The organism is Paroceanicella profunda, from assembly GCF_005887635.2.
Classification (GTDB): domain Bacteria; phylum Pseudomonadota; class Alphaproteobacteria; order Rhodobacterales; family Rhodobacteraceae; genus Paroceanicella; species Paroceanicella profunda.
Window position 1 is genome coordinate 3027689 of the sequence record NZ_CP040818.1, and the last position, 16923, is coordinate 3044611.

The window sequence follows — 16923 nt, forward strand, 5'->3', positions numbered from 1 at the left end:
CCGGGTCAAGATCCCGGGGCTTGCCCGTGGGGCCTCGGGACGGGCCCGCCCACGGCCGGGGCAGCCGCGGGCGCGCCGCCGCGTCGCTCAGGCGCCGAGGATGCGCTCCACGATCTCCCGGGTGTTCTTCGACAGCCCGGGCTCGGCGGCCATGCGCTCCAGCTCGGCGCGGATGAGCGCCTGGCGGCCGGGCTCGTAGCGCGCCCAGGTCTCGAAGCAGCCGGCCATGCGGGCGGTGGTCTGCGGGTTCAGCGGGTCGAGCTTGAGCAGCCAGTCCGCCACGAAGCGGTAGCCGGCGCCGTCGGCGCGGTGGAAGGCCGTCGGGTTGGCCGCGAAGCCGCCGATCAGCGCGCGGAAACGGTTGGGGTTCTTCCAATCGAAATCCGCATGCCCGGCCAGTTGCCGCGCCCGCTCCAGCGCCACGCCCGAGGGCGAGGCCATCGCCTGCAGGGTGAACCACTTGTCGATCACCAGCCGGTCCGCCTTCCAGCGCTCGTAGAAGGTGGCGAGCGCGGCGGTGGCCGAGGGGGCGTCCTCGCGCACCAGCAGGCTCAGCGCGCTGAGGCTCTCGGTCATGTTTGTGGCCGCGCCGAACAGGGTGCCGGCGGCGATGCCCCGCGGGTCCAGCCGGGTGATGTAGCCCAGTGCCGTGGCGCGCAGGGCGCGGCGGGCGGCGTCGCCCGCCTCCGGGCAATAGGCGCCGGGGGTGGCGTAGCGGTCGTAGAGGTCGTTGAACACCTCCGCGCCGCCGGTCGCCACGGCGGTGGCGAGGTCGGTGAGCGCGCGCTCGATCGCGTCCGGGTCCGCGGCGGTGCCGCGCTGGAAGCTCTCCTGTGCCAATGCCTCGCGGGAGGGGAGCGTGAGGGCGAGGGCCCGGAAGGCCGGGTCCACGCTCTCGTCCGCCGCCAGGGTGGCCAGGGCGGCCACCAGCGCGGGGTCCGCCGGCAGGTCCGGGTCCGCGGCCATGGCGAGGGCGGTGTCCGTGGCCAGGTTGCGCGCCGCCTCCCAGCGGTTGAACGGGTCGCTGTCATGGGCGATGAGGAAGGCGCGCTCGGCCGGCGTGCGCGCCATCTCCAGGATCACCGGCGCCGAGAAGCCGCGCAGCAGCGAGACCACCAGCCGCTCCGGCATCTCGAAGGTGAACACCTGGCGCGCCGCGGTGAGTTCCAGCACCTGCGCGGGGGCCGCGTCCGATCCGTCGGGCGCAAGGAACCCGGTGGCGACCGGGATTACCATCGGCGCCTTCACCGGCTGGCCGGGCGTGGGCGGCACCTCCTGCGTCAGGGTGAGGGTGAGCGTGCCCCCGGTATAGTCTACCTGCGCTGCCACCCGGGGCGTGCCGGCCTGGGAGTACCACAGCGCGAACTGCGAGAGGTCGCGGCCCGTCGCGTCCTCGAACACCTTCAGCCAGTCCTCGATGGTGCAGGCCTCGCCGTCATGCCGCTCGAAGTAGAGGTCCAGCGCCTGGCGGTAGGCCGCGTCTCCCACCATGAGGCGCAGCATGCGGATCACCTCCGCGCCCTTCTCGTAGACGGTGGCGGTGTAGAAATTGTTGATCTCCACGTATTCCGTGGGCCGCACCGGGTGGGCGAGCGGCCCCGCGTCCTCGCGGAACTGGCGGGCGCGCAGCTGCAGCACGTCGGCGATGCGTTTCACCGGCTCCGAGCGCTGGTCGGCGCTGAAGCACTGGTCGCGGAACACGGTGAGGCCTTCCTTCAGGCAGAGCTGGAACCAGTCGCGGCAGGTGATGCGGTTGCCGGTCCAGTTGTGGAAATACTCGTGGGCGATGATGCCCTCGATCAGCTCGTAGTCCCGGTCCGTCGCCGTGTCGGGGCTGGCGAGCACGTATTTCGAGTTGAAGATGTTCAGCCCCTTGTTCTCCATCGCGCCCATGTTGAAGTCGTCCACCGCGACGATCATGAACAGGTCGAGGTCGTATTCCCGGCCATAGGCGCGCTCGTCCCAGTCCATGGAGCGCTTGAGCGCGTCCATGGCGTAGGCGCAGCGGTCCTCGTCGCCGGGGCGCACGTAGATCTTCAGCGCCACCTCGCGGCCCGAGGCGGTGGTGAAGCTGTCGTCGTGCGAGAGCAGGTCGCCCGCCACCAGCGCGAAGAGGTAGGAGGGCTTCGGCCAGGGGTCGTCCCATTCCGCCCAGCCGGCGCCGGAGGCCACGGGGTTGCCGTTGGAGAGCTTCACCCGCTGGTCGCCCTCGATGCGCACGTGGAAGCGGGCCATCACGTCCGGCCGGTCCGGGTAATAGGTGATCTTGCGGAAGCCCTGCGCCTCGCACTGGGTGCAGTACATGCCGTTGGACATGTAGAGCCCGTCGAGCGAGGTGTTGCTGGCCGGGTCGATCACGGTGACGGCTTCCCAGTCGAAGCCGCCGGCGGGCAGGGCGGAGGCCGGCAGGCTGAGGCCCTCGGCGCTCACCTCCGGGCTCACCGGGGTGCCGTCGATGGTGGCGGAGACCAGCTCCAGCTGCTCGCCGTCCAGCCAGAGGCCCTGGCCGGGAGCGGCGTCCGGGTTGGGCCGGAAGCGGATTCGCGCGGTCACCCGGGTGGCGTGGGGGTCGAGCGCGAAGGTCAGCGCCACATGCTCCACGGTCCAGGCTGCGGGAGCGTAGTCCGTGAGGCGGACCGCCCCGTGCATCGCGTCTCTCATGGCCGTGGCTCTCCTTGTCCGGCAATGCGCCCGCAGCGCCGGGGCCTCCCGGCGCGGCAGTCTGGCGCATGATCTGAACCTTTGCGTTCGTCGGGACGTTAGCCTTCATGACAAGGGCCTTCAACTGCCCGGAGGCCCTCCCCGACCGCGGATCTGAAAGGAATGGCATCATGAGCGCCCCCGACACCGATATCCGGAATCAGAAGAAGCAGCATCGCTGGCCGCTGCTGGGCATGGCCCTGGCGGTGCTGGTGGGCGTGGGGCTGATCGTGCTCTGGTTCTTCGAGTTGGCCTACGAGGGCGACGAGCCGGGCGAGACCAGCCACATCTCCGCCCCTGAGAGCCAGCCGCCCGCAACCACGCAGTGACCCGGTGCCCCGCAGCGGGGCAGGGCGGGCCGCGCCGGTGCGTGCTCGGCCCGGTGCCGGGAGGCGCCGCGCCGGACCCGCTTTCCAACAGATGGAAACGCAATCCATGACGGCTTTACGTTTCCGATCGGAAACGTCATCTGTGGTGCGAGAACATGTTTCATGGAGGCTGCGCCGATGACCGAGAGACTGGACCGCCACGGGCTGCAGGTGGCCCGCCCGCTTTGCGAGCTGATCGAGGCCGGCGCGCTGCCGGGCACCGGCGTCACGCCCGAGGCCTTCTGGGCCGGGCTGTCGGAGCTGCTGCACGGGTTCGCCCCGGAGAACCGCCGGCTTCTCGCCCGCCGCGCCGAGCTTCAGGGCCGCATCGACGCCTGGATGAAGGCCCGCAAGGGCACGCCTCTCGACGTGGCCGCGCAGGAGGCCTTCCTGCGCGAGATCGGCTACATCGTGCCCGAGGGCCCGGCCTTCAGCGTGGATACCGACAATGTCGACCCGGAGATCGCCACCATCGCCGGTCCGCAGCTCGTCGTGCCGGTGATGAACGCGCGCTACGCGCTCAACGCCGCGAACGCACGCTGGGGCAATCTCTATGACGCGCTCTACGGCACGGACGCCCTGGGAAGCCTGCCCTCCGGCACCGGCTACGACCCGGCGCGCGGGCGCGAGGTCATCGCCTGGGCCAAGGCGTTCCTGGACCGAGCGCTGCCGCTGACCGCCGGCTCCCATGCCGATGTCACCTCCTACTCGGTGGGCCCGGACGGGCTGGTCCTCACCTCCCGCGCCGGGGAGACAGCGCTGGCGGAGCCCGGGCGCTTCGCCGGTTCGCGTACGGATGGCGGCATGCTGGGCCTCCTGTTCCGCCACAACGGCCTGATGATCGAGATCCGGGTGGACCGGGACGGCGCCATCGGCAAGTCCGACCCGGCGGGGGTCGACTCCGTCTGGCTCGAAGCCGCGATCACCGCGATCATGGACTGCGAGGATTCCGTCGCCGCCGTGGATGCCGAGGACAAGACGCTCGCCTATGCCAACTGGCTGGGCCTGATGCGCGGCGACCTGTCGGAGACCGTGTCCAAGGGCGGGCAGAGCTTCACCCGCCGGCTTGCCCCCGACCCGGTGTTCACCGCGCCCTCGGGCGGCAGCTTCTCGGTGAAGGGCCGCTCGCTGATGCTGGTGCGCAACGTGGGCCACCTGATGACCACCCCGGCCATCCTGGACCGCGACGGCGGGGAAGTGTTCGAGGGCCTGCTCGACGCCATGTGCACCGTGCTCTGCGCCATGCACGACATCGTGAAGGGCGGGGGCGCGCGCAATTCCGTCTGCGGCTCGGTCTACGTGGTCAAGCCGAAGATGCACGGGCCGGCCGAGGTTGCCTTCACAGACCGGATCTTCACCCGGGTGGAGGAGGTGCTGGGCCTGCCGCTCAACACCGTCAAGATCGGCATCATGGATGAGGAGCGCCGCACGACGGTGAACCTCAAGGAGTGCATCCGCGCGGCGAAATCCCGCGTGGTGTTCATCAACACCGGCTTCCTGGACCGCACCGGCGACGAGATGCACACCTCCATGGAACTGGGCCCGATGATCCGCAAGGGCGACATGAAGTCGGAAGCCTGGATCTCCGCCTACGAGGACAACAACGTGGACGTGGGCCTGGCCTGCGGCCTGTCGGGCCGCGCGCAGATCGGCAAGGGCATGTGGGCGATGCCGGACCGCATGGCCGACATGCTGGCGCAGAAGATCGGCCACCCGAAATCCGGCGCCAACACCGCCTGGGTGCCCAGCCCCACCGCCGCCACCCTGCACGCCACGCATTACCACGAGGTGGACGTCTTCGCCCGCCAGAAGGAAATCGCCGCCGGCGGCGCGCGCGCGAAGCTTTCCGACATCCTCACCGTGCCGGTGGCGAGCCCCGGCCACAACTGGTCGGACGAGGAGATCACCGCCGAGCTGGAGAACAACGCGCAAGGCATCCTGGGCTATGTGGTGCGCTGGGTGGACCAGGGCGTGGGCTGTTCCAAGGTGCCCGACATCCATGACGTGGGCCTGATGGAGGACCGCGCCACCTGCCGCATCTCTAGCCAGCACATGGCCAACTGGCTCCACCACGGCGTGGCCACCGAGGACCAGGTGATGGCGGTGATGAAGCGGATGGCCGAGGTGGTGGACCGCCAGAACGCCGGCGACGCCGCCTACACGCCCATGGCGCCCGGGTTCGACGGCCCGGCCTTCCGCGCGGCCTGCGACCTGGTGTTCCGCGGCGTGGAGCAGCCCTCGGGCTACACCGAGCCCGTGCTGCACGCGCGCCGCAGGGAACTGAAGGCCGCGCTGGCCTGAGCCGGGCACACTCCGGGCGCGGACCATGCCCCGGAAAACTCCCGGACTGCCCCGCGAGCCTGCGCGGGGCAGCCGCCTACCGCAGGGCACCCGCGCTCGGGAGGTTCCTTTCGCGCGGGCGCGGGCCCGCTGGCTGATCCGGTCCTCCGCCTTCCGGCAGAGGTGGGGTTTCGCGGCAGCCACGGCCGGGGACGGAGCAGTTCCGGCGGCCGGAGCGAAGACACGCGGGAGCCCCGAAGGTGCGGTGGCCGGGCACTCCTTCGGGCGCTGCCGGGCCGCGCGCGGCAAGATTCCGGAAACACTGCTGTGCGATATTTTTGACGGACAAGCATCTCGACGCAGCGGATTCCGATGATTATTCTGCGTTGCAGCAGAAAGGAGTGTGACATGGCACGCCCCGTCATCGGAATTATCGGAAACCACCATCTCATCGGAAATGACTATCGCACGCAGGCCGCGGGCGAGATGAACATCGCCGCTGTGGCGGACGTCTGTGACGCCCTGCCGCTCGTCGTGCCCTCCATGCCGGAAGCCGTGGCCGTCGCCGATCTCGTGGAGGTCTGCGCCGGGTTCATCTTCACCGGCGGCCGGCCGAACGTGCATCCGTCGCTCTACGGCCACGAGGAAACGCCCGGCCACGGGCCGTTCGACCCGCGCCGTGACAGCCTCACCCTGCCGCTCATCCGCAGCTGTGTGGAGCGCGGCATTCCCATTCTCGGCCTGTGCCGGGGCTTCCAGGAATTTGGTGTCGCCTATGGCAGCACCCTGCATCCGGAAATCCGCGACCTCCCCGGCCGGATGAACCACCGCATGCCGCCGGACGGCACGCTGGAGGAGAAATTCGCCCTGCGCCACCCGGTGAATCTCACCCCCGGCGGCAAGTTCGCCAAGCTGTTCGGCTCTGACGTGATCCAGGTGAATTCCTTGCACGGGCAGGGGGTTATCGACGCAGGCTCACGTGTCGTGATCGAAGGATACGCGCCGGATGGCACCGCCGAGGCGCTGCATATCGCCGGCGCCTGCAATTTCGCGATGGCCGTGCAGTGGCATGCGGAATGGCGCGCCGGCGAAGACCCGGTCTCGCGCGCGCTCTTCTCCTCCTTCGCCCAGGCCGTGCACGCAAAGCGCTCCTGCGCCGCCGCCTGACGGGGGGTCTGACACCGCGCTCCGACGGTGAGCCTCCAGGCCGTGCTCCATCGGCGCCGCCTCACGGGGCGATCAGTGTTGCGGCCGCGCCTCCGGGGCGCGGTCTCTCCCGGCTTGCGGATTGCCCTTGGTGCATGGGGAATTCTCCCGTCCTGGGGACTCCCCTGCGGAATGGCTCCGGGATTGCGCCGATCGGCTCTCGCTAGAGCCGGGACGGTCGGGCACCGGAGCTTGATCTGTGTGCGGAACCGCTCCCGCGTTTCAGCGGCGCGGTGATCAGTTGTTCGCGGGGGCCGGGCGGGCGGCGCCGTCTTCGATCGGGGTGCGGCTGTCGTAGAGGGTCTTGAGCCGGGTCCAGGCTTCCTGGCAGCTCTGCTCGTCTCCGTCGATCAGCGCCTTTTCGGCGCCCTGCAGCTCCGTCATGAAGGTCTCGCGCTCCCCGGCGTCGTCGAACCAGCTCTCCAGCGGCTCGGACATCGGGGCCTCTCCGCGCAGGTCGCGCAGCGAGCCGTCGGACATCTTCACGATCAGGTTGTTCGGCTCCTGCCTCTTCAGCGCCGCCTGCTCCAGCCGCACCACTTCCTGGCGCAGGCCGCCGATTTCGTCGTTGCAGGCCGCCTGCGCGGCCTCCCCGGCGGCAAGGGCGGCGAAGCCCAGTGCGAGTGTCTTCATCGGCATCGGATACGTCCTCCTTTCCGGATCGAACGCCTCCGGCGCGGTTTCGTTCCGAAATTCGGGCCGAAACCCGTTCAGTCGCCGGCAACGGTGCCTTCGCGCCGCGGATCGGCCGCGCCCACCAGCCCCTCCGGCGTCAGCAGGATCACGTGCAGGCCGGAGTTCAGGTTGGCCATCTTCGGTGTGTGGCCGAGCGCCGTGAGCCCGTCCGACAGCGCCTCCGCGCCGGTTCCGGCCTCCAGTTCCACGCCCGAGCCGCGCTCCACCACGTGGCCCGCCGCGAGGGCCTCCGCCGGGTCCTGGCCAAGGTCCAGGATGCGGACGATGTTCTCGGCCACGTATTCGATGATGCGCGAGCCGCCGGGCGAGCCGGTGAGCAGCACCGGCGCGCCGTCGCGCAGCACGATGGTGGGGGACATGGAGGAGCGCGGGCGCTTGCCGCTCTCCACCCGGTTCGCCACCGGCTTGCCCGCCACCTCGGGGCGGAAGCTGAAATCGGTGAGCTCGTTGTTGAGCAGGAAGCCGCCCACCATCAGCCGCGAGCCGAAGCCGGTCTCGATGCTGGAGGTGATGGAGGCCATGTCGCCGTAGCGGTCGACGATGACGAAATGGCTGGTGCCGGGGCGTTCGGACTGGGTGTCGGGCGCGCGCAGGCGGGTTTCCTTCCAGGGCGGAGCGCCGGGGGCCACCTCCGTTGCGCGGGCGCCGGGGTCGATGGCGGCGGCGCGCGTGGCGAGATAGGCGGGGTCCAGCAGTCCCTCGGGCATGTCCGTCACGTCGCTGTCGGCCATGTAGAGGCCCCGGTCGGCATAGGCGAGCCGGGAGGCTTCGGCAAAGAGGTGCCAGGTCCGCGGCGTGTCGCCGCTGGCGGCCAGATCGAAGCCCGAGAGCAGCATCAGGATCTGCCCGATGGTGAGGCCGCCGGAGGAGGGCGGGCCCATGCCGCAGACCTCCCAGGCCCGGTAGGGCGCGCAGACCGCCGGGCGGTCCACGGCGCGGTAGCGGGCGAAATCCTCCCGGGTGAGCAGCCCGGGGTTCATTGGCGCGTCGCGGGTTGCGGCGACGATGTCCCCGGCGATCACACCCTCGTAGAACGCGTCCGCCCCCTGGGCGGCGACAAGGCGCAGGGTGCGGGCAAGGTCCGGATTGGTGAGCCGGCTTCCGGCCGGGCGGGGCGCGCCGTCGGGCGTGAAGAAATACGCCTTCGCCGCGGGAAACGCATCCAGCGCAGGGGCTTCCGCGATCGAGCTCGCCATGCGCGGCGAGATCTCGAACCCGGTCTCCGCCGCGGCGATGGCCGGGGCGAAACTGTCCGCCCAGGGCAGGCGCCCGTGCCGGCGGTGCAGCGCCTCGAAGGCCCTCAGCGTGCCGGGAACTCCGACGGAGCGCCCGCCCGGCACGGCGGAGAAGAACGCCACCGGTTCGCCCTGCGCGTCCAGCCAGTAGTCCGGCCCGGCGGCGAGCGGGGCGGTCTCACGCCCGTCGATGGTCGAGAGCGCGCGCGCGGCCGCGTCCCAGTAGAGGATGAAGCTGCCGCCGCCGAGGCCGGAGCTCTGCGGCTCCACGAGATTGAGCATCATCTGCACCGCGATGGCCGCATCCGCCGCCGACCCGCCGCGCCGCAGGATCTCCACTCCGGCCGCGGTGGCGGCGGGGTGGGCGGCGACCACCATGTCCTGCCCGGCCGTGCCGCGCCGGGTCTCGACGGTGGTGAAGGTGCGCTCGGGCTGGTCGGCGGCACGCGGCGGCTCCTGCGCGCAGAGCGGGCCGCTGGCGGCGAACAGCAGGAGGAGGGCGGAGCGGAGCGGCGCCGGTGCGCAGGCCATGGCAGTCTCCCGATGGGCGGACATGTGCGGATTTCCCCAAGTTGAGCACGGAAGCGGCCGTCTTGCCAAGCGTGCCGGGTTGCCAAGCGGGAAGTGATCGTGCACAGGGCGTGAATGACACCAGCAGCCCGACTCTCCGCCGCCATCGAAGTGCTCGACGAAGTCCTGGCCGGGACCGCGGCCGATCGAGCCCTCGCCGCCTGGGGCCGCAGCCGGCGGTTCGCCGGCGCGAAGGACCGCGCAGCCATCGCCGACCTGGTCTACGACGCCCTGCGCTGCCGCCGCACGCTGGCCCGGCTGGGCGGCGGGGAGACCGGACGGGGGCTGATCGTCGGCCTCTCCGGCGGGCAGGAGGCCCTCTTCCACGGTGCCGCGCATGGCCCGGCCCCGCTCACCGGGGCCGAACGCGCAGCGCGCCTCGCACCGGCCGGCGGCACACTGCCCGAGCGCCTCGATTTCCCGGACTGGATGGAGGCCCCGCTCACCCGCGCGCTGGGAGCGGAGCTGGAGCCGGTGATGGAGGCCCTGCGCCACCGCGCGCCGCTGGACCTGCGGGTGAACCTTGCCCGGGCCACGCCCGAGGCCGCCTGCGCGGCACTGGCGGAGGACGGTGTGCGCGCCACGCCGCTCCCCGCCGAGCCCGCCGCGCTGCGGGTTGCGGAAGGTGCGCGCGCCCTGCGCCGCGCCGCCGCCTACCTCGACGGCCGGGTGGAGATACAGGATCTCAGCAGCCAGCGCGTCGCCCGGTTCGCGGGCGCCCTGCCGGGCCAGACCGTGCTCGATTACTGTGCCGGCGGCGGCGGCAAGACGCTCGCGCTCGGCATGCACATGCAGGGGCGGGGGCGGCTGATCGCGCATGACATCGCGCCCGCACGGATGAAGGACCTCATGCCGCGCGCCACCCGCGCCGGGCTGAGCGTGGAGACCATCGCCCCCGAGGGCCCCGGCGGCGGCCGCGGCCCCGCGCTCGGCTGCGACCTGGTGCTGGCCGACGCGCCCTGTTCGGGCACCGGCGCCTGGCGGCGCAACCCGGACGCGAAGTGGCGCCTCACCCAGGCGGATCTGACCGCACTCACCCGCCTGCAGGACCGTGTGCTCGACGCCGCCGCGCGCCATGTCCGGCCCGGAGGCGTGCTGGTTTTCGCCACCTGCTCGCTGCTGGTGGAGGAGAACGACGACCGCGTTGCCGCGTTTCTCCAGCGAAATCGGGAGTTTGCGGGCGGCGACACCCTGCGCCTCACACCGCTGGACGGGGGGGACGGCTTCTTCGCCGCCCGTCTCGCGCGCCGTCCGGCGCCGCCGGCCGGCTGACTGTGGCGGGCCGGGCCGCGGATGCCCGGCGCCGATCCTCTGTGGCGGACGCCCGGCGCCCGCACATCCCCTGCGGACCCGGAAACCCCGCTCCCGCGAACGCACAGCCGCGCACCCGTGCAGGCGGGCAACCGCCGCCCGCGCGACAGGCGGCGCGGGGGTGCGCGCCCGCGCCATCGGGCGCCTGCTCGCCGAGGTCACGGGGGGCGAAAGCGCCGGCAGCCCCTGCACGTCTCGCGCGCATGGGCATTCCCGGCTGTCCCGTTCCGGCGGCTCCATCCCCCGCGCTCAGCCGCGATCCGCGCACGGATCGGTCGCCTTATGCGCGAACATGTGCTCTGTTTACCATTCCTTAAGCATGGATGTGGGATGCGCTAGGAGGCAGCGGTCCGGACGACGGGGAGGGGCGGGAGGCAACGGATGGTCAATCGGGCGCAACCCACGGAAAGCAGACAGGCCTTCGGCGATGTGTCGCGCCTGCCCCTGATCCTGCTGATATCGGGAGCCGTAGCCATCCTGCTCAGCCTCGCGGTGCGCGGAACCGGCTCCGCGCCGGGCGTGTACATGGCCCTGATCTCCTTCGGCGGGGGGATGCTGGTGGTCGGGGGGCTCTCGATCGTGCTGCGCGCGCAGGTCGGCCGGGCCGAGCGGCGCCACCCGATGGCCTTCCACCTGCTCTACGGTCATGTCGCCGACCCGATGGCGCTGTCGGATCTCTCGGGGCGCGTGCTGGCCTGCAACCTGGAAATGCGCCGTCTGGTGCGCCGCGCGGACCGGCGCGACATCGGCCTGTGCCTGCGCCACTGGGGGCAGGCGGCGGACGGGCTGGTGCCCGGCCTCGCCCGGCGCGCGGCCGCGGGCAAGGAGGCGACGGCGGTGCTGGACCCGGGCGCCGGGGGCTACTCGCGCGTGCGCGTCTCCCGGCTGGGCAACGACCTGCTGGAATGGCGGGTGATGCGCACCCTGGCCATCGACGCGGCCGCGGCGCCGGACTATCGCAGCGCGCCCTTCCTGCAGGTGTCGCTCGGACATGGCGAGCGCATCGTGCGCATGAACCGCCGCGTGCTGAACCCGGACGGGAAGGTGCCGGCCACGATCTCCGAACTCATCGGAGACCCGCCCTTGCGCCCCGGCGGCGTGCACGTGCTGCGCGGCCGGCCGGAGGAAAGCCTGCGCTGCCTGGTGAAGGAACTGCCGGACGGCACGCGCGAGCTGTTCCTCTTCCCCACCGACCCGGCGGAGGCGCATGGCGTCACCCCGGACCGGTTCCTGGACCATCTGCCGGTCGGGCTGGCCCGGCTCACCCTCTCGGGCGAATTGGTGTTCGTGAACCGCGCCGCCAAGGCGCTGCTGGGCGAACGCGCGGTGCCCGGCGTCAGCCTCGGAGACCTGGTGGAGGGGCTGGGCCGGTCGATCCCGGACCGCCTGATGGAGGTCTCGCGCGGCCGCCGGCTGGCGCGCAGCGAGATCGCCCGCAGCCGCGGGGCCGACCGCGACATGTTCCTGCAGGTGGCGCTGAACCGCCTGGTGGTGGAGGGCGACATCTCGGTGATCGCGGTGATCTCCGACGCCACGGAGATGAAGGCGCTGGAGGCCCAGTTCGTCCAGAGCCAGAAGATGCAGGCCGTGGGCCAGCTTGCCGGCGGGGTGGCCCATGATTTCAACAACCTGCTCACCGCGATCAGCGGCCATTGCGACCTGCTGCTCCTGCGCCACGAGGCCGGGGATTCCGACCACTCGGACCTGCTGCAGGTGCGCCAGAACGCGAACCGCGCCGCGGCGCTGGTGCGCCAGCTCCTCGCCTTCTCGCGCAAGCAGACCCTGCGCCCCAAGGTGCTGAACATGGTCGAGACGCTGAGCGAGCTCACCCACCTGCTCAACCGCCTGCTGGGCGAGCGGGTGACCCTGCGCATCGAGAGCGACCAGGACATCGGCGCGGTGAAGGTGGACGAACGGCAGTTCGAGCAAGTGATCATGAACCTGGTGGTCAACGCCCGGGACGCGATGCCCCAGGGCGGCGAGGTGTTCATCTCGACGCGCAACCTCCACCTGCGCCATGACGTGGAGCGGGACCGCGCCACCATCCCCGCCGGCGACTACGTGCTGATCGAGGTGGCGGACACCGGCTGCGGCATCCCCGACGACCGGCGCACCAAGATCTTCGAGCCCTTCTACACCACCAAGCGCCCGGGCGAGGGCACCGGGCTCGGCCTGTCCACCGCCTATGGCATCGTGAAGCAGACCGGCGGCTTCATCTTCGCCGCCAGCGTGCCGGGCAGGGGGTCGACCTTCTCGATCTACCTGCCGGTCTACGAGGGCGAGCCCTCGGGGGAGACGGTCATCGAGCTCCCCTCCGACACCGGCCGCGACCTCACCGGCAAGGGCACGGTGCTGCTGGTCGAGGACGAGGCGCCGGTGCGCTCCTTCGCCGCCCGCGCGCTGCGGCTGCGCGGCTACACGGTGCTGGAGGCAGCCTCCGGCGAGGAGGCGCTGGAGATCACCGAGGACATGGAGCAGCGCATCGACCTCATGGTCTCCGACGTGGTGATGCCCGGCATCGACGGCCCCACCTGGGTCCGCCAGGCGCGGCTCACACGGCCGGACGTGAAGGTGATCTTCGTCTCCGGCTATGCCGAGGAGGTGTTCAAGGAAGATGGCGACGCCCTGGCGGGCGCCGTGTTCCTCGCCAAGCCCTTCTCGCTCAACGATCTCACGGCCCGGGTGAAGGACCTGATCGAAGTTCGCGAACCGGTCTGAACCATGCCGGGCCCCCGACCGCCGCGGGCCAGCCGCCCCACTGGCCGCCACGGGCCAGATGCTCCACGGGCCAGCGGGCTCACCGGACGCCGCCGGGCGCGGTCCTGAGCCGCATGACACGGGCACAGGACGCCACACCTGCCAAGGCGCCACCGGCCAGGGTGCCACCGGCCAGGGTGCCACCGGCCAGGGTGCCACCGCCCGGGGGGGCAAATGACAACGCCCGGCGCCGCCCCGAGCACGGCAACGAGCTGTCGTCTGTCAGCCGGGCCGGTTGCCGCCGGGTTCCGACCGCCCTGTAATCACGGCGGGCCGGCAAAAGGTCCGGGCCGCCGCGCGGTCAGGCTCGTGTCCCGCGGCCTCCTCCTGCCGCGCGGGGCTGGGCCGCGAACGGCCGGGCCCCGGGGTGCGCCGGGCAGCCGGCCGGCCGTCGGGGCGGGACAGGGCAGGGAGCGCGCCCTCAGCGTGGCGGTATGGAATAGGTGAGGCTGGCGCGGGCCACCGGTTCCGCGATGCCCTCGGAGCGGATCAGCACGTCGCCCACGCTCAGAACCCGGCCGAGCTTGAGGATCCGCGCCTCCGCCGTCAGCCCCGCGGGCCCCGGCTTGCGCATGAAGTCGATGGAGCAGCTTGTGGTGACCGCCAGCGCCTTCGGGCCGATCATCGACAGGGTGGCGAGGTAATAGGCGCAGTCGGCCAGGGCGAACATCGTCGGCCCCGAGACGGTGCCGCCCGGCCTGAGGTCGGCCTCGTTCACCGTCATGGCGACATTCACGCGCATCGGCGCCACCCCGGTCACCCGGAAGCGCGGCGCCATCTGCGGAAACTCCTCGGCCATGAAGCGCTCCAGCGCCGGCGCGTCCATCTGCGGTTGCATCCGCGTCTCCTCCCCGATTGTCATTCTCCTGCCAATGCCTAAGCTGGCCCGAAAGCCGAGGCAAGAACAGGAGACCGGGGATGGAAGAACTGCTCACGCGTGAGGATGCGGCCGGGGTGGCCACGCTCACCCTCAACCGCCCGGAGCGGCTGAACCCGCTTTCCGACGCCATGCTGGACGCCCTGCAGGACGCGCTGGACGCGCTGGCCGCCGACACCGCAATGCGGGCCGTGGTGCTGCGCGGCGCCGGCCGGGCCTTCTGCGCCGGGCATGACCTGCGTGAGATGAGCGCCGCCCGCCAGGCGCCGGACGGTGGCGCGGAGGCGTTCCGAGCGCTGTTCGCGAAATGCTCGAAGGTGATGACGTCGATCACCCGGCTTCCGCAGCCGGTGATCGCGCAGGTGCAGGGGCTGGCGGCGGCGGCGGGCTGCCAGCTCGTCGCCACCTGCGACATGGCCGTGGCGGGGCAGGAAGCGCGCTTCGGGGTGAACGGGGTGAACATCGGCCTGTTCTGCTCCACGCCCATGGTGGCGCTCACCCGCAACATCCCGGCGAAGCACGCCTTCGAGATGCTCACCACCGGCGCGTTCATCGACGCCGCGCGGGCGCGCGAGCTGGGGCTGGTGAACCGGGTGGTGCCGGAGGCGGAGCTGGGTGCTGCGGCGCAGGATCTGGCCGCATCCGTGGCCGGGAAGCTCGCGACCGCGGTGCGCATCGGCAAGCGCGCCTTCTACGAGCAGGCAGAGATGGGGCTGCGGCAGGCCTATGCCCACACCGGCGAGGTGATGGCCCTGAACATGATGGACGACGACACCGCCGAGGGCATCGCCGCCTTCCTGGAGAAGCGCCCCGCCCGCTGGCAGGGCTGAGCGCGTCAGGCCCGGCCGCGGATGCGCTCCTCGGCCGGGTAGGCGGCCTCGAAGCGTGCGCGCAGGATGAGGCAGAACAGCACCACCGCGCCCACCTGGTGGAGGAGGGCGAGGCCCACCGGGGCCGCGTGCATCACTGTGGCGATGCCGATCACCACCTGCAGCACCAGCATGGCCGCCATGGCCGAGTAGGCCCGCCGCACGCCCGAGAGCGCCGCGCGCCGCGCGCGGGCCCAGAGGAACAGCCCGAACAGGAACACCACATAGCCCAGCATGCGGTGGTTGAACTGCACCAGCGCGGGGTTTTCGAAGAAATTGGTCCAGAGCGGCTGGTAGTCGAAGCTCTCGGAGGGCAGGAACGCGCCGTTCATCATCGGCCAGTCGATGTAGCCGCGGCCCGCGTCGATGCCGGCGACGAGCGCGCCGAGCAGGATCTGCGCGAAGGCAAGGCCCACCAGCACGCCGGTGGGGCCCTTCAGCCCCGCCTGGGCCTGGCGGCGGGCCTGCAGCAGCGTGGCCTCGTCGCGCCGGAGCTGGAAGACGAACCAGGCGATGAGCCCGAGGATGAGGAAGGCGATCCCGAGATGCGTGGCCAGCCGGTAGCTCGCCACGCTCACCATCTCGCCGGTGAGGCCGGAGGAGACCATCCACCAGCCGATGGCGCCCTGCACCCCGCCCAGCAGGCCGATGCCCAGCAGGCGCGGCGTCCAGCCGGTGGGGATCCTGCCGCGCAGCAGGAACCAGAAGAACCCCAGCGCCCAGACCAACCCGATCGCCCGGCCGAGCTGGCGGTGGCTCCACTCCCACCAGTAGATGGACTTGAACGCGTCCAAGGTCATGGACCTGTTGATCAGCTCGAACTGCGGGATCTGCTGGTAGAGGGCGAATTCCGCCTCCCAGTCCGCCTGCGAGAGCGGCGGCAGTGCGCCGGAGATGGGTTTCCATTCGGTGATCGACAGGCCGGAATCGGTGAGCCGGGTGAGCCCGCCCACGGCGATCATCGCCACCAGCATCACGAAGATGAGCATGAGCCAGACCGAAATCTGCCGGCGCGCCCGGCGCTTCGCGGCCTGGGCGGCGCCGGGCACCGCGGCCGGCTTCGGCCCGGTGTCGGAGACCTCGACGAAGATGCTGCGCTTCTGGCTCATGGGGTCGGTCCTCAGCTCTCGCGCGGGCCGCTGCGCTCGGCAAGCGCGCGCACCACGCCGTAGAATGTCCGCAGGTCGGTGTCGGTGAGGGGGGCGCGCGCGAAGATGTTGCGCAGGTTCGCCTCCATCGAGGGGCGCTTGTGCTCGGGCCAGAAGAAGCCCGTGGCCTCCAGCCGCTCGGTGAGCGCGGCGACGAAGCGCTCCACCTCGCCGGTCTCGGCCATGCGGGTGCGGCCCAGTTCCAGCACCTCGCCCTCCGCCTCCGTCACCTGCCGGCGCCATTCATAGGCGGTGAGCAGCACGCATTGCCCGAGGTTGAGCGAGGCGAAGGCCGGGTTCACCGGCACGGTGATGATGGCGTTGGCGCGCACCACATCCTCGTTCTCCAGGCCTGCGCGCTCCGCGCCGAAGAGCACGCCCACCCTCTCGCCCGCGGCGATCTTCCGTGCGGCGAGGCGCATCGCGTGTTCCGGCGTCATCACCGGCTTGACCATGTCGCGCGGCCGGGCGGTGGTGGCGAAGATGTAGTTGAGGTCGGCGGTGGCCTCGGCGCTGGTTTCGGTCACCATCGCCTCGTCCAGCAGCCGCCCGGCGCCGGAGGCCATGGCCACGGCGCGCGAGTTCGGCCAGCCGTCCCGCGGGGCGACGATGCGCATCCGGTCCAGCCCGAAGTTCCACATCGCCCGCGCCGCGGCACCGATGTTCTCACCCATCTGGGGCTTTACCAGCACCATGACGGGGCCGGGTCCGCCGGCCGGGAATGCCTCGTCTTGCTCGGTCGCGCTCATGTCCACTCCTCGGCCGCCTTGCGTTCCGGGTGATACTGCGCGCCCCCGGAGAGTGCAACGGGCGAGGTGCCGCGCCTGGGTTCACGAAATGTATACGGTTGCATACAAAAATGCGCCGCACCATCTTCCCCGGTGGCAGGGGATGGGCTAAGACGGC

12 protein-coding genes are annotated in these 16923 nt (G+C 71.4%); 6 read left to right on the forward strand and 6 right to left on the reverse strand.

Annotation, left to right across the window (positions count from 1 at the left end; translation table 11 throughout):
* Positions 1-87 precede the first annotated feature (87 nt).
* Complete coding sequence (gene pepN, locus FDP22_RS13545; protein ID WP_138574427.1) at positions 88-2661, reverse strand: aminopeptidase N; 2574 nt, start codon at positions 2659-2661, stop codon at positions 88-90.
* Between the two features lie 170 nt (positions 2662-2831).
* On the opposite strand from pepN, the gene FDP22_RS13550 reads away from it, so the two are divergent.
* The 3 genes from FDP22_RS13550 to FDP22_RS13560 all read left to right on the forward strand — a co-directional run bounded on the left by FDP22_RS13550 (position 2832) and on the right by FDP22_RS13560 (position 6515).
* Positions 2832-3029, forward strand: a complete 198-nt coding sequence (locus FDP22_RS13550; RefSeq protein WP_138574429.1) for a hypothetical protein — start codon at positions 2832-2834, stop codon at positions 3027-3029.
* Positions 3030-3206: 177 nt separating this feature from the next.
* Positions 3207-5369 (forward strand): malate synthase G, encoded by a 2163-nt coding sequence (locus tag FDP22_RS13555; protein ID WP_138574431.1) that lies wholly within the window; start codon positions 3207-3209, stop codon positions 5367-5369.
* A gap of 387 nt (positions 5370-5756) precedes the next feature.
* Positions 5757-6515: a gamma-glutamyl-gamma-aminobutyrate hydrolase family protein gene (locus FDP22_RS13560; protein WP_138574433.1), complete on the forward strand. Its 759-nt coding sequence runs from the start codon at positions 5757-5759 to the stop codon at positions 6513-6515.
* 276 nt (positions 6516-6791) lie between these two features.
* Here FDP22_RS13560 and FDP22_RS13565 read toward each other — a convergent pair whose 3' ends face one another.
* Both FDP22_RS13565 and ggt read right to left on the reverse strand, forming a co-directional pair.
* On the reverse strand, positions 6792-7193 hold the full coding sequence (locus tag FDP22_RS13565) for a hypothetical protein (protein WP_138574435.1): 402 nt from the start codon (positions 7191-7193) through the stop codon (positions 6792-6794).
* A 71-nt stretch (positions 7194-7264) separates the two neighbouring features.
* Positions 7265-9016 (reverse strand): gamma-glutamyltransferase, encoded by a 1752-nt coding sequence (ggt, locus tag FDP22_RS13570; RefSeq protein ID WP_138574437.1) that lies wholly within the window; start codon positions 9014-9016, stop codon positions 7265-7267.
* Positions 9017-9130: 114 nt separating this feature from the next.
* Between ggt and FDP22_RS13575 the strand changes: the two genes are divergently transcribed.
* Both FDP22_RS13575 and FDP22_RS25175 read left to right on the forward strand, forming a co-directional pair.
* Positions 9131-10327, forward strand: a complete 1197-nt coding sequence (locus FDP22_RS13575) for an RsmB/NOP family class I SAM-dependent RNA methyltransferase (protein ID WP_138574439.1) — start codon at positions 9131-9133, stop codon at positions 10325-10327.
* Between the two features lie 420 nt (positions 10328-10747).
* Positions 10748-13084, forward strand: coding sequence for an ATP-binding protein (locus tag FDP22_RS25175; protein WP_277884136.1), 2337 nt, complete (start codon positions 10748-10750; stop codon positions 13082-13084).
* A 460-nt stretch (positions 13085-13544) separates the two neighbouring features.
* Here FDP22_RS25175 and FDP22_RS13585 read toward each other — a convergent pair whose 3' ends face one another.
* Positions 13545-13961, reverse strand: coding sequence for a PaaI family thioesterase (locus FDP22_RS13585; protein ID WP_138574441.1), 417 nt, complete (start codon positions 13959-13961; stop codon positions 13545-13547).
* An 80-nt stretch (positions 13962-14041) separates the two neighbouring features.
* Between FDP22_RS13585 and FDP22_RS13590 the strand changes: the two genes are divergently transcribed.
* Positions 14042-14830: an enoyl-CoA hydratase gene (locus FDP22_RS13590; protein ID WP_138574443.1), complete on the forward strand. Its 789-nt coding sequence runs from the start codon at positions 14042-14044 to the stop codon at positions 14828-14830.
* 5 nt (positions 14831-14835) lie between these two features.
* Here the strand turns inward: FDP22_RS13590 and ctaA are convergent, their stop codons facing one another.
* Together ctaA and FDP22_RS13600 are read right to left on the reverse strand one after the other, a co-directional pair.
* Positions 14836-15978, reverse strand: coding sequence for a heme A synthase (gene ctaA / locus FDP22_RS13595; protein WP_138574445.1), 1143 nt, complete (start codon positions 15976-15978; stop codon positions 14836-14838).
* A gap of 11 nt (positions 15979-15989) precedes the next feature.
* Complete coding sequence (locus FDP22_RS13600) at positions 15990-16766, reverse strand: RNA methyltransferase (RefSeq protein WP_239031776.1); 777 nt, start codon at positions 16764-16766, stop codon at positions 15990-15992.
* Positions 16767-16923 lie beyond the last annotated feature (157 nt).

Bases quoted from the DNA above. Each gene is read 5' to 3' on its own strand.
- FDP22_RS13590 (WP_138574443.1), top strand. From the start codon at position 14,042: ATGGAAGAACTGCTCACGCGTGAGGATGCGGCCGGGGTGGCCACGCTC.
- pepN (WP_138574427.1), bottom strand. From the start codon at position 2,661: ATGAGAGACGCGATGCACGGGGCGGTCCGCCTCACGGACTACGCTCCC.
- FDP22_RS25175 (WP_277884136.1), top strand. From the start codon at position 10,748: ATGGTCAATCGGGCGCAACCCACGGAAAGCAGACAGGCCTTCGGCGAT.
- FDP22_RS13565 (WP_138574435.1), bottom strand. From the start codon at position 7,193: ATGCCGATGAAGACACTCGCACTGGGCTTCGCCGCCCTTGCCGCCGGG.
- FDP22_RS13575 (WP_138574439.1), top strand. From the start codon at position 9,131: ATGACACCAGCAGCCCGACTCTCCGCCGCCATCGAAGTGCTCGACGAA.
- FDP22_RS13585 (WP_138574441.1), bottom strand. From the start codon at position 13,961: ATGCAACCGCAGATGGACGCGCCGGCGCTGGAGCGCTTCATGGCCGAG.
- FDP22_RS13560 (WP_138574433.1), top strand. From the start codon at position 5,757: ATGGCACGCCCCGTCATCGGAATTATCGGAAACCACCATCTCATCGGA.
- ctaA (WP_138574445.1), bottom strand. From the start codon at position 15,978: ATGAGCCAGAAGCGCAGCATCTTCGTCGAGGTCTCCGACACCGGGCCG.
- FDP22_RS13600 (WP_239031776.1), bottom strand. From the start codon at position 16,766: ATGAGCGCGACCGAGCAAGACGAGGCATTCCCGGCCGGCGGACCCGGC.
- FDP22_RS13555 (WP_138574431.1), top strand. From the start codon at position 3,207: ATGACCGAGAGACTGGACCGCCACGGGCTGCAGGTGGCCCGCCCGCTT.
- ggt (WP_138574437.1), bottom strand. From the start codon at position 9,016: ATGGCCTGCGCACCGGCGCCGCTCCGCTCCGCCCTCCTCCTGCTGTTC.
- FDP22_RS13550 (WP_138574429.1), top strand. From the start codon at position 2,832: ATGAGCGCCCCCGACACCGATATCCGGAATCAGAAGAAGCAGCATCGC.